Raw genomic sequence first — 12,275 nt, 5'->3', positions numbered from 1 at the left:
GAGATAAGTGCAAGGGTCTTTTACCAATTTTAGGGGTTTTTCGCCATTTTTACTTAACTTTTTGCTGCGCCCAAAATCCTTGTAACCTTTATTTGCTCAAGGTTGTCAAGTTATTCAGCAAACCCTATTTAAGTATTCTTTTTCATCAGTTGCAAACATAAAACCCCAAAAATGCCATTCAGATGGCTCTAACAAATGCTTATGAATAACAGACAATATTTAAGTGGTGAAGTACTAGAAAATCAACTTGATTACTGGAAACAACAGTTGAGTGGTGCGCCTTCTTTATTACAATTACCTACTGACTACCCACGTCCGAAGGTACAAACTTACCAAGGTACAACTCAAAGTTTTATTTTAAATACTGATTTAACCACTAAGTTGCAAACTCTTTCTCGGGAATTGGGAACAACTTTTGATTAGAAATATCTGTGGAATAAGGTTTTCTTGGATTCATAACTTCTAGTTTATTTGTACTTAGAAGTTATATTTTAGACTTTTCGTACATCCTCTAAGACATTACTTAGCAAGATTACATCGTGCAACTTTGTGTTACTCAAAATCGATTCAAATGCTAAAGTATTCCGTTCGACTTTTGATGCATTACTTAAGATTTAAAAGAATCCCTGTTTCTGTTTAATCCACTGTAAAATTAGCAACGCCAGCAAAACTATATTTTCTGCGTCGAATAGAACATAAATAACCAGACTTTTTTGATTGCTGCAATTTGCGATCTACACCAGTGGGGCAACTCAGGCATTTTCATAAATCTGGAAAAAGCGATCGCAGCCTTTCTGCAAGAAGTCTAATCATTTCAAATTCAGACAACGATAGTAAAAATACCAAATAGCACTGACACGATTAGTCGCTCATTATATTAGTGCTTTAAAATGAGGGAGTAATTTGCTAAACAGTTCTTGTATGAGTTTGGAAGTACATCGTGGAATTTATCTGCCACCGCCAGATAGAGTTAAATATCCAGCTTCAGCAGAACATTGTCTTACTCTTCACATTGCCAACTCCGATCTAGCAGAAGTGAGTCTAAATAATGGCAAAAGACGCAGCTGCAAAACTTATCCAGGACTGTTTACTTTTATTCCCGCTCAGTGTTCTACAGAATGGTTGTGGGAGGAAAAAGTAGAGTTATTAGAAATCGATTTATCACCCTCTTTACTAGAGCAAACTGCGATCGCATCTTGCGATCGAGTCCCTCAACAGATTGAATTAATCGATCGCTTTGCCGTCCGCGATCCTTTTCTCGAACAACTCGCTTTTGCTCTCGGTGCTGAATTTAAAAGTAATGCTGCTTGCGATCGACTGTATTTGGAATCGCTGCAAACTGTATTGGTCACTCATCTACTACGAAATCATTGTTCGGTTTCGATGACTACTCCTTCACTGTCAGTTGGGTTATCAAAAAGAAAGCTAAATATAGTTGTTAATTATATTCATGACCATCTCAAGGTAAATATAAGTTTAGTTGAGCTATCAGAACTGATTCAACTCAGTCCCCATCATTTTAGAAAGCTTTTTCAAAAAAGTATGGGAATTTCTCCCCATAAATATCTATTGCAATGTCGTATTGAAAAGGCAAAGCAACTTTTGGCAGACGAGCAGTTAACCATTGCTGAAGTCGGGCAAATGGTTGGTTTTTTCGATCAAAGTCACTTCACTAATACTTTTCGTCGTTATACAAACTATACACCCCGTCAATATCGCCTTCGGATATAGAAAGTTCAGTTTAAAGCTTAAAGAACACCAGATTTTACAAATTTTCGCTCTAATTTCCAAGACTCTAAAGGTACTACTAATTTATGCTGAAGTTATAAATAAACACCTTTTTATTAATAGAGTTCGAGATAGTGAAAATAGTTGTTAGTGGAGCTACTGGTCAAGTAGGCAGTAAAATTGTCAGTCAACTAATAGATAGAAGTGACTGTGAACTGGTGCTTTTATCCAAACGCGGAATTGGACTAGAAGAGGCTTCGAGAAAAGGAGCAACTATCTATACTGGGGACATTAAAGAACCTGCTTTTTTACAACAAGCACTGGCTGAGGTAGATACTTTCTATCTAATGTTTCCCCCTCAAAACAATGTAGATGACGTTATCGGTCATTATCGAATAATTTTAGAAAATGCGATCGCTGCTATTAAACAGCACCATGTTTCGAGAGTGGTGTTGCAGTCTTCCTATGGTTCACATCGCGATCGCGGTACTGGTTCAATTGTCGGTACTTATCTGGCAGAGCAAGCTTTAAAGACTCTTGAGATTGACTTTACAGCTATTCGACCTAGTTATTTTATGGAGAATTTTCTTTGGTTTACCAATTCAATTCGAGAAAGTGATGCTATTTTTCTACCTGTTTCTGGTGAAGCATCGACTTGTTTTATTGCAACTCAAGATATTGCCAATGCAGCTACCGAAATTATTCTAGATACCCAATGGCATGGAAATCAGATAAAAGAACTTCACGGTCATTGCAATTTAACTTTTGATCGAATTGCAGAAATAATTGGCAAAGAACTAAATCGCCCAGTCAAGCATATTGAACTGAGCGATGAAGAAGCAATCTCTGCTTTCGTAGCTCCTCAAGTGGGGTTTAGTCATACCTACGCTAAAGCATTTATTGAAATACATCGAGCCATTGAAACTCAATGGTTAAAGCCTGAATTTGCTCATAGTCAAACGACAACTGAAGCAATGACTTTCGATCGCTTTGTTCGAGCTTTTCTTAAACCAGCAATCGCTAATACAAAATAATCAAGTTGCTCCACGATCGACCAATTTTAAATCATGTCATCAGCTAATACTTCGTCCCAACAGTCTCCAGAATTAGAACTAGAGTCAGAACAACAGCAGAAAAAAACTAACCAGACAAAAAGCAAAATCCCTGGATGGTTGCTGGCAATCTTACTTATAGGAGGAGTAAGTTTGTGGCAAGTGTTTGCAACTGGCTCTGTACCAACAGCAGAATTTAGCTCAGAAGCTCCACCGCCTAAATCCGTCAAGACTATAACTCTAACATCAGGTACGAGCAACAGACAAGTAAGACTGTTGGGGCAAGTAGAGGCAGGAGAAAGCGCGACGATTAGTCCGCAGCTAGACGGTACGGTACAGAGAGTTTTGGTCAGAGAAGGCGATCGCGTCACGGCTAGGTTGGCAGTAGCAGTTCTTGACGATGCCGATTCCAGATTAGCTTTAGCTGAGGCGCGAGCGAGATTGGCACAGGAAAAAAGCAATTTAGCCAGGTTGCAAATTGGTACTCGCCCCGAAATTATCGCCCAAAGAGAAGCAGAGTTAGATTCAGCTATAGCTAGAGAATTAGAAGCTCAAGATAACCTAGAACGGATATCGGGTTTGACTGAAGCAGGAGCATTATCTCAAAGAGCTTTAATTGAAGCAAGAGCCGAAGCCAATGTTGTCAGAAGCGAAAAATACCGCGTTGAGGCTCTCTTAGCCGAGGCACAGGCAGGAGCTACCCAAGAAGAAATCGATGCCCAGCAAGGTTTAGTAGCTGCTGCTAGTGCAGCCGTCGAACAAGCGCAGTTGAGGATGCAGCGCACAGAGATTAAAGCAGCATTTTCGGGAATAGTCCAGTCGCGGGAGGTCGATCCTGGTGATTATGTCGAAGTCAGCGATCCTGTTTTGACTATTATTAGCGATCGCTCTTTAGATATCTTTTTAGAATTACCAGAAAGCTTAAGCGGACAAGTGGCAGCAGGAATGCGCGTCACCCTCAACGCTAGAGCTTTACCTGACTGGCAGCAGTCAATAGAAATTACCGCCGTAGTACCAACAGCTAATACAGCCTCTCGCCGACAGCTAGTGAGAGTTAGTTCGGATAATCCACCGCCAAAATTGCTCCCAGGCATGGCAATTCAGGCAAATTTAGCCGTGCCGATTGAAAGTTTAGATACCTTTACCGTGCCTCGTGATGCGTTGACCAGACGGGGTAATGAGTGGTTGTTGTTTGTCGTCGATAACGACAGGGCGCAACAACTTGAAGTAGAAATAGTTGCAGATTTAGGACAAGAAGTCGTCATTGCCAATCCCCAACTACAAGAAGGACAAAGCGTTGTAGTTACAGGCGGAGATGGTTTAACAAATGATGCTGTGGTGCAGATGGTGAATAACGAGTAACGAGTAATAAGTAATAAATATTTTTAACTCGATCGGCAGTAAACAACTAACGACTAATCCCCATTCGGGGGCAAAGGCAACTAACAACTAACAACTGACCATTAAAAAAATGAGTTTAATTAGAACCGCCGTTCGATGGCGACACGGTACAGGAGTTTTATTTTGCCTGCTAGCACTTTTTGGCATCCTAGCATTATTCCACTTACCACTAGAATTACAGCCTGGAGGCGATCGCCCCGAAATTAGGATCACTACTCCCTATCTAGGTGCTTCGCCCGCAGAAGTAGAAGATTTGGTGACTCGTCCCATCGAAGAAAGACTCGAAGAGGTTCAGGGTATACAGGAAATTACTAGCACCAGTAATTCGGGCATTAGTAACATTAGCGTTGAATTTGAATGGGGTAGCGATATCGATCGCTCTCTTGTTGATGTTCTTAACAAGTTACAGCAAGTCGAAGCATTACCGACAGAAGCTGACGAGTCTGATGTAGAAGTAGTAAGCGGTAGCAGCGATGCGATGATGTGGGTCGTTTTAGTTCCCAAGGAGGGCTTTACTGCTGATGATTATCACTATCGGGATTTGGTTGACGATGTAATTGTTCCTCGCTTTCGTCAAGTGCAAGGTGTGGGACAGTTTTTAATATCGGGAGGTAGAGCCAGGGAAGTTGAAGTAATAGTCGATCCCAAAGCCCTAGCCAGCCGTAATCTGACCATTGGCGATCTAGCTGCTACCCTCCGCAACAATAACCGCGATATTCGGGGAGGTCCTTTAGTCTTGGGGCGAAGAGAATATCGAGTTAGAACTGTTAGTCGTATTCAAGAAGTGGAACAGCTAGAGAGGTTTGTACTGCGTCGGGATGAGTCGGGAACGGTCTATCTGGGTGATGTCGCAAAAGCCCGTATGGGACGAGCCATCCAAGATAGGGCATTAATTGCAGATAACAAACCTGCGGTAGCGACAGGAATTGTTCGACAGGTAGGGGGAAACGTACCCGAAATATCGGCAGGCATTAGAGAAGCATTAGTAGATTTAGAGGAAAGATTCGATCGCGAGGGAGAAGGTGTTACTTTTGAAATTGTCTATGATGAAAATGACTACATTGATGAGTCGATCGCTTTTGTCCGAGATAATTTAATTATTGGGGCGATTTTAGCAGCTTTAGTATTATTGCTGTTCCTGGGTTCGTTAAGAACGGTGGGGGTAATTGCGATCGCCATTCCCACTACTTTGATTACCGTCTTTATTGTCTTTTATACCTTAGGTCGCACCCTCAACGTTATCAGTTTAGCGGGCTTGGCTTTTGCTGTCGGGATGGTGGTAGATAACGCCATTGTAGTGTTAGAAAACGTCTTTACCCATATGCAGCAGGGCAAAACCCCCATGAAAGCCGCGATCGATGGGACGCAGGAAGTAGGTGGTGCGATGCTGGCTTCTACTTTAACTACCGTAGCCGTGTTTGCCCCGATCGTATTAGTTACTGGGGAAGCAGGACAACTATTTTTTGATATTGGCGTGGCACTTTCTGCTTCTGTATTATTTTCTCTCTTTGCAGCCTTAACCCTAATTCCTATGTTAGCGGGATTGCTTCTGAAGCGAACGGAGGCAGATGGAATGTTAGAAGGAGGAGAATATCGGGGTGGCAATTGGTTAGAATGTGCTGTTTATCAAACTTCTGTAGTATTTCGTCACTTTCAAGGAAAACTAGAGAGTTTTCTCTTAAAAACTGTCCGTTGGTCTTTAGGAAGAGGAAAATTAAAACGTCGTCTGCTCGTTCTAGCACTCCCCATAATCTTGTTATTCGTCAGTTTCCAACTACTACCTCCTGCCGATTACTTACCAGAGGGAAATCGTAACATGATTATCTGGCTAGCCGAACCCTTTCCAGGTACGAGTATTCCCGAAGGTATTGAACTTTCTCAAGCACCAAGAGATTTTATTAGCTCTCAACCAGAAATCATGCACACTGTTTCCGTACATCGTTCGAGCGATCAATTCATTGGCGGTTTTGTCAAATCTGAAGAGGCTACAGGTAATAATTTAGACGATCTTGTTGACCGTCTACAAAAAGCAGGGGGAAATTTTCCTGGCTATCGTTTCCTCGTACCCATACGCGCCTCTATTTTCGAGAATCCTGGCAAAGAATTTGAAGTACAAATAATTGGCGAAAACTTAGAAGAAATAGATGCACTACAACAACTTAACCAACAAATAAGTGAATTATCAGGAATTGAAAATGTTCGTTCCAATTTTGTCACGGGTGCGCCAGAATTACAGGTAATCCCCAACCGCGAACGTTTAGCAGAAGTCGGATTATCCGAAGGTGAAGTAGGTGAAATGGTACAGGCTGCCTTGGGTGGTTTACGCGCCTCGGAATTTGTCGATGGTAAACGAGAACTAGATGTCTCCGTCGAATTGAGAGATACTTTTGTAGAAACCCCCGAACAACTGCGCCAACTAGCTATCTATAACGGTAATGGTCAAAGAGTTCAGCTAGGAGATGTGGCACAAGTATTAGAAACTACAGGTGCAGATGCTATTAATCACGTCGATCTAGAGCGTTCTATTACTTTGACTGCTGGTGTATCTAGAGAAGCTCCTTTAGGGGCATTAATCGATCGCGTCGAACGAGAAATCCTCGAACCTTTACGTCAAGAATTACCTCCTGGCGTTCGAGTTGAGTTAGCAGGATCGGCAGACGTTTTAGCCGAAACCCTATTCCAGTTAGGTTCTACTTTCTTACTTTCTCTAGTAATTACCTATCTACTATTAGTTGCTTTATATCGTTCCTTTATTTACCCGCTGTTAATTATGGCAACAGTACCGATGGGAATGACTGGCGCATTATTATCTCTAGTAATTGCCAACGCTATTCCTGGTCTGGTTATTCCTCTGGATATGATTACAGGGTTGGGTTTTGTAATTCTCACAGGGGTAGTAGTCAACAACGCCATTCTACTGGTCGATCACACCTTACAACTTCAAGACGAAGGCATGGAATACGATGCCTCTTTATATCATGCTGTTAGCGATCGCTTGCGACCCATCTTTATGTCAGCGGGAACTAGCGTACTCGGGATGTTACCCCTAGCAGTACTTCCAGGGAAAGGCGCAGAACTCTATCAGGGTTTGGGTATCGCTCTTACAGGTGGTTTAGCTCTCTCTACCTTTTTAACTCCCACCGTAATTCCCGCTTTGATGGGTTTGTTGCAAGATTTTCAGCCCGAAAGGAGTAAGAAAGTCAGAGATTACTCCGCGCACCAAGCAAAGCTTGGAAAGTCTTCGAAAACGACAACATGAGCCTAACTGCTCTGCAAACGACGGAGCCTGCTCTGACCGATGGTAAAAAATTACAAAAATCAAACTTGAGTTTTCGTACAAAAAATCATTTGTTTATACATAGCATAAAATCATGAATCACAAAATCACAAAAATAGCAATTACCGCATTGACTGGGCTTTTGGCAACGACGGCAGCGATCGCCAAAACAGATTTGCAATGGATGGATGTATCGCCCCTCCCCGCAGAAAGACAAGAAATTTATGCCGATGTCAAAAACGACAAAATATACACACTTGGCGGTATGTCAGAAGGCGCGCAAAATGTCTCAGATAACTTTCTAGAATATGATGCGACTAAAGACGTATGGACTGAGCTAAGTCCTCTGCCAAAGGCACGACATCACGTTACTGTCTCTATTGTTGAAGACGAACTTTATGGAATCGGTGGATTTGCGGGAGGATTTCCTAACTGGGAAGCTCAAAGCAACGTATTTGTTTACGACTTTAACGCTGAGGAATGGGCTGAAAGTACGCCTTTGCCAGAACCGCGTGGCGAACATACGGCTGTGGTCATTGATGGGAAAATTTATGTGGCTGGTGGTCGCTTTAAAAGAACGCCTGATTCGGCAAACTTCAACGACCATTTTGATACTGCTAGCTTGTTAGTGTTTGACCCTATCGCTGAAGAATGGTCATCTGCTCCCGATCTGCCTACTGCTCGAAATAGCCACGCTGCTGCGGTTATTGACGGAAAAATGTACGTCGTTGGCGGGCGACAGTTTACAGAACAGGAAAATGGCGAGTATGCAAACGTTAATGTATCAACCCTTGAGGTCTACAATCCAGAAGCAGAAAGTTGGAAAACTCTCGCCCCACTCCCTCAGCCCGCAGGGGGGATAACTGCTGCGGTTTTAGACGGGAGGCTTTACGTCTTCGGTGGTGAACAATGGGTTCCAAAGCAAACGGTTATTGCTGAAGCATGGGTTTACGATCCAGCATTAGACCAGTGGGCTGCGGTACCCGACATGCCAACTCCACGTCATGGAATAGCAGCGGGAGCGATTGATAACCAAATTTATATATTTGGTGGAGCAACAGAAACTGGAGCTGGGGCTGTTAGTACAAATGAGACTCTCTTGGTACCCCGATAGGACTGTCTCTGTTCACTACCAGAGTCTCTAAATAACTGTAGTAGGGTCACTTTCTCCAAAAATTGTCGTCTCATCTGGGGTAAGAGTTACAGTATTTTCAGATGGAAAAGGAATAACGCCTGGTGATGGAGCAAGCGTTATAGTTAATGAGTCTAACACCTCAGAAAGTCCTAGATTTGAATCCGTTAGCAAGGCATTATTCAAATTGTTATTTACGACTTCGATTGAGTCATTAGGATTAGAATAATTTGTCAAATAATCTTCAACGAAATCACTAAGGGGGATAACATCTTTGAAGCCACTAGGGTCAATTCCATCGACGTAATCTAATTCGATACTGACATCACTAACACTAGCACTAACAATAGGGGATGTAACATTTTCTAACTCAAATGAAACCACATCATTAATTTCACCACTGTCTGTTTGGGTAGTGGTGCTATCGAATTCAAAGGGAATAATTTTCGGTTCTACATCCAGATTGATGCTGATTGAATCCAATACTCCAGAAAGCCCTAGTTCGCTATTATTGAGTAATGCTTCGGTAAGGTCGCGATTGAGAACTTCATAAAAGCCTGGTTCTACTGAAAAATTGCCTAAGAACTCTCCAATGTAATTATTCGCTTCCACTGAATAATTTGCTATGAAATCTTCAATAAATTCACTTACAGGAACTACATCTCTAAAGTCACTAGAATCTGTTCCCTCAGCATAATTCAATTGGACACTGACATCAGTAACATTAGCACCATCAATCGGGGATGCAACGTCTTCTAACTGAAACGTGACCACATCGTTAATTTCACCATTGTCTGTTTGGGTAGTAGTAGTTTCGTATTCAAAAGGAATTAGGTTTGGTGCTATATCCAAATTAACGCTGATTGAATCCAATACTCCAGAAAGCCCTATTTCGCTGTTGCTAAGCAATGCTTCGGTCAGATCGCGATTGATAGTTTCATAAAATACAAGCGATTCTACTGAATAATCTGCGAAAAAATCTTCGATGAAACTACCGATAGGGATAACATCTTGAAAGGCACTAGGATCTATGCCATCAGCAAAATCCAAATCGACACTGATATCAGCAACTATTCCACCGTAAATTTGAGATTTGACGTTTGCCACCTCAAATGAAACCACATCATTAATTTCACCACTGTCTGTTTGGGTAAAAGTACTGTCGAATTCAAAGGGAATAATTTTTGGTTCTACATCCAAATTGACGCTGATTGAATCCAAGTCTTCAGAAAGCCCTAGTTCGCTATCATTGAGTAACGCTTCGGTGAGGTCACGATTGAGAACTTCATATAAGCCTGCTTCTACTGGATAATTTGCCAAGAAATCTTCAATGTAGTTACCGATAGGGGCGACATCTTTGACGGCATTAGAATTGATTCCATCAGCATAATCCAAATCAACACTGACATCGGCAACTATCCCGCCGTCAATGGGAGATGTGACATCTTGTAAATTAAATGAAGTTGAAATACCACCTTGACCTGTAAGTGTATCGTCGCCTACGCCCCCGTCAATTAAATCGTCACCATCATTGCCGAAAATCAGGTCATTATCGTTAAGGAATTCTTCGTTAGAAGCCATGACAAAAACTTTCCCTTGCTCTTGAATAATGTTCTAACTTTTGACTATAGCGAACTTGAAGTAGAATAAATAGGGGAAAAACTCAGGTGTCTTTATAGAATTGAATATTAGTTACCGATATTTTGCCTCAAATTACACTTATGAGTTGTGTAATCTCTGTTTATTTTAGTTATTGTGTTAGATGCGATCGCACAACTAAATAATGTAGCTGGTGGTCACGCTAGAGCTTACTATGAATTTGCGCCTCGTTCTGTATTTGCCAGGCTTACTCCAAAACTAGTAGCAGGTTACAAGACTTATGGTTTTGATGATGAGGGGAATTTTGCCGAATTAAATCGGATCGCGAAAAGAGACTCAGAAGATGGTAGTGTAATAAAAGAGTGTAAAAAGCTAAATTTCTCTACCAAATTCATACTTGTTAATGTATAGTCCAATAACCAGATCGTGCATTGGAACTATCTTCGAGAAGCAAATATAGCAATTCTCATAGTCATGAGGCACAATAGCAGCAGTGACAAAACCAATTACGAATATTATTTTTTGTTACTTTTAACATAGAATCAGTTATCGCATTAATTAAATCTTTATAGGTTCTTGCCTTAACTTTTCTCAAAATTGCTTTAACTTTTGACCAGAAATTTTCAATCGGAGAAAATTCTGGAGAATAAGGATATAGATAAATTAGTTTAGCTCCTGCTTCTTCGATTAATACTCTAATATTATCTCCGAGATGAATTTTGGCATTATCCAGAACTACACAAGCATTTTTCCATAGTTTAGGAACTAACTGATTGGCAATGAAAGCTTCAAATGTAATTCCATCTACTGCTCCATAAATATTACTAGATGCTAGTACTTCATTTAATGATAAGGCTGTTAGCATTGAAACATTTTTGCCTCTTTTGAGTGGCTTTTTCCCTCTTGCTCGGTTGCCTTTTAAGGCTCTAGCATATCTCCTAACCATTGCCAGATTAACTCCTGATTCATCAATAAAAATTAAGTCCTTTGCCAGAATATTTCGTACTTTTTGCCAATACTCAAATCGCTTTTTCTGAACTCTTTCGCTTTCTTTTTCGGCTGCGTGAAGAGTTTTTTTTTACACTATAATTTAATTGAAGAGTTATCCTTCCCATTGTTGAGCGACTAACGCGAATTCCTGTTTTCTCCTGAAGTAAGTCACATAATTCAACTAGGGTCGCATCATTATTACTTTCAATTATTTCGATTAAAGCAATTAATTGTTCTCCCTGAAGTTTAGTTGGAGGACTTCCTCCTTGAATTTTGGGACTAATATCCTTTGTTTCCTGATATTGTTTAAGTAGTTTTTGAATAAAACTTTTGGCGACTTGAAAACGTTGGGCTAGTTTTCTAATTGAAATATCTTCTGTTTCGTAAACCTCGATTATTTGGGAACATCCCATTTTGGCAAAAATAGGGGTATAAATTCGCGAGTATTGCTCGCGAATAATGACCGTTTTTAAATATCTTCTTGTTCCCCATCAAAAGACACATCTATTAAACTGCTCTTTAAGGAATCAATTGTTTTTTGTAGCTCGGAAACTATGCTTCTTCTAACCACTGCCATGACTGAATCAATATGCTCTTCACTTCCAGCTTTGCCCAAATGCTTGTATTTACTCAAAGATTGAGCTGGAGGGGTCTTGGTAAAGGTTGGTTTATCCGCTTGCAGTTTGTAGTACCAATAGACTTTTTTGGGCTGTTTAACTTGGTAACGTGCCAGGGCAAACGCATCTTAAATTGAGCGAAAACAGATAATTGAAGAAAGAAAGGATAAAAGTCAAAAAAGAAGAGTAGTAGTATGAAGTGCTTCTTTTTAACGACGCGATCCCGAGTAAAAACATGATAAATTCAGTAAAATTAACAATTAATTGAAGACAGAATTAGTTCTTAGAATTGATGATATGATGACCCAATTATCAAACTTAATTTTGGCTATCTTTAGTCATGAAACTAAGACCAAAAACTACAATAGAAGAACATTTTTCATCTATCAAAGCTCCGAGATTAGATAGAACTAAGCTACATCAGTTGATTGATATTATTACTATTACTCTTTGTGCAGTAATTAGTGTCGCAGAAACCT

At 40.7% G+C, this 12,275-nt stretch carries 10 protein-coding genes and 3 pseudogenes; 9 read left to right on the top strand and 4 right to left on the bottom strand.

The genetic code is table 11. From position 1 onward, the window contains the following. The first annotated feature begins 201 nt into the window (after window positions 1–201). From H1P_RS24450 to H1P_RS24420, 7 genes and pseudogenes are all read left to right on the top strand, one after another. Complete coding sequence (locus H1P_RS24450) at window positions 202–423, top strand: condensation domain-containing protein (protein WP_186376121.1); 222 nt, start codon at window positions 202–204, stop codon at window positions 421–423. An 88-nt stretch (window positions 424–511) separates the two neighbouring features. Further along, a pseudogene (locus H1P_RS24445) lies at window positions 512–640 on the top strand (IS1 family transposase); the annotation flags it as partial. A gap of 281 nt (window positions 641–921) precedes the next feature. Further along, the gene (locus tag H1P_RS24440) at window positions 922–1,731 is read left to right on the top strand and encodes an AraC family transcriptional regulator (RefSeq protein ID WP_144872250.1); all 810 of its coding nucleotides are present in this window, start codon (window positions 922–924) and stop codon (window positions 1,729–1,731) included. A 131-nt stretch (window positions 1,732–1,862) separates the two neighbouring features. Then, window positions 1,863–2,762: an NmrA family NAD(P)-binding protein gene (locus H1P_RS24435; protein ID WP_186376120.1), complete on the top strand. Its 900-nt coding sequence runs from the start codon at window positions 1,863–1,865 to the stop codon at window positions 2,760–2,762. A gap of 33 nt (window positions 2,763–2,795) precedes the next feature. Then, entirely contained in the window at window positions 2,796–4,142 is a 1,347-nt protein-coding gene (locus tag H1P_RS24430; protein ID WP_144872246.1) for an efflux RND transporter periplasmic adaptor subunit, read from the top strand. A gap of 109 nt (window positions 4,143–4,251) precedes the next feature. After that, window positions 4,252–7,440 carry an efflux RND transporter permease subunit gene (locus H1P_RS24425; RefSeq protein ID WP_144872244.1) on the top strand — a complete coding sequence of 1,063 codons (3,189 nt, stop codon included), beginning with the start codon at window positions 4,252–4,254 and terminating at the stop codon, window positions 7,438–7,440. Window positions 7,441–7,552: 112 nt separating this feature from the next. After that, window positions 7,553–8,572 carry a Kelch repeat-containing protein gene (locus H1P_RS24420; protein WP_222427212.1) on the top strand — a complete coding sequence of 340 codons (1,020 nt, stop codon included), beginning with the start codon at window positions 7,553–7,555 and terminating at the stop codon, window positions 8,570–8,572. 27 nt (window positions 8,573–8,599) lie between these two features. On the opposite strand, the gene H1P_RS37685 is transcribed toward H1P_RS24420, so the two are convergent. Next, window positions 8,600–10,171: a hypothetical protein gene (locus tag H1P_RS37685; protein ID WP_144872242.1), complete on the bottom strand. Its 1,572-nt coding sequence runs from the start codon at window positions 10,169–10,171 to the stop codon at window positions 8,600–8,602. Between the two features lie 174 nt (window positions 10,172–10,345). On the opposite strand from H1P_RS37685, the pseudogene H1P_RS37680 reads away from it, so the two are divergent. Continuing rightward, window positions 10,346–10,525: pseudogene (locus H1P_RS37680) on the top strand (type I-B CRISPR-associated protein Cas7/Cst2/DevR); the annotation flags it as partial. A gap of 36 nt (window positions 10,526–10,561) precedes the next feature. On the opposite strand, the pseudogene H1P_RS39965 reads toward H1P_RS37680, so the two are convergent. From H1P_RS39965 to H1P_RS37675, 3 genes and pseudogenes are all read right to left on the bottom strand, one after another. Continuing rightward, a pseudogene (locus tag H1P_RS39965) lies at window positions 10,562–10,645 on the bottom strand (IS1 family transposase); the annotation flags it as partial. Window positions 10,646–10,661: 16 nt separating this feature from the next. Continuing rightward, window positions 10,662–11,592 (bottom strand): IS630 family transposase gene (locus tag H1P_RS24400; protein WP_144872240.1). Its coding sequence is split into 2 segments (ribosomal slippage): window positions 10,662–11,268 and window positions 11,267–11,592, totalling 933 coding nucleotides; the frame shifts between segments, so codons are not numbered across the junction. A gap of 56 nt (window positions 11,593–11,648) precedes the next feature. After that, complete coding sequence (locus tag H1P_RS37675) at window positions 11,649–11,813, bottom strand: hypothetical protein (protein ID WP_222427210.1); 165 nt, start codon at window positions 11,811–11,813, stop codon at window positions 11,649–11,651. 323 nt (window positions 11,814–12,136) lie between these two features. Here H1P_RS37675 and H1P_RS24390 point away from each other — a divergent pair. Next, on the top strand, window positions 12,137–12,275 hold a 139-nt coding region (locus tag H1P_RS24390; protein WP_144871678.1), incomplete at its 3' end, for a transposase family protein.

It is taken from the genome of Hyella patelloides LEGE 07179 (assembly GCF_900659865.1).
In the GTDB taxonomy this organism is placed as follows: Bacteria; Cyanobacteriota; Cyanobacteriia; order Cyanobacteriales; family Xenococcaceae; genus Hyella; species Hyella patelloides.
The sequence above is the reverse complement of the archived record's forward strand: the minus strand, read 5'-3'. Positions and strand labels throughout refer to the sequence as shown.

Excerpts from the sequence above, each read along its gene's own strand:
- H1P_RS24450 (WP_186376121.1), top strand. The coding sequence starts at position 202 with ATGAATAACAGACAATATTTAAGTGGTGAAGTACTAGAAAATCAACTT.
- H1P_RS24440 (WP_144872250.1), top strand. The coding sequence starts at position 922 with ATGAGTTTGGAAGTACATCGTGGAATTTATCTGCCACCGCCAGATAGA.
- H1P_RS24430 (WP_144872246.1), top strand. The coding sequence starts at position 2,796 with ATGTCATCAGCTAATACTTCGTCCCAACAGTCTCCAGAATTAGAACTA.
- H1P_RS24425 (WP_144872244.1), top strand. The coding sequence starts at position 4,252 with ATGAGTTTAATTAGAACCGCCGTTCGATGGCGACACGGTACAGGAGTT.
- H1P_RS24420 (WP_222427212.1), top strand. The coding sequence starts at position 7,553 with ATGAATCACAAAATCACAAAAATAGCAATTACCGCATTGACTGGGCTT.
- H1P_RS37685 (WP_144872242.1), bottom strand. The coding sequence starts at position 10,171 with ATGGCTTCTAACGAAGAATTCCTTAACGATAATGACCTGATTTTCGGC.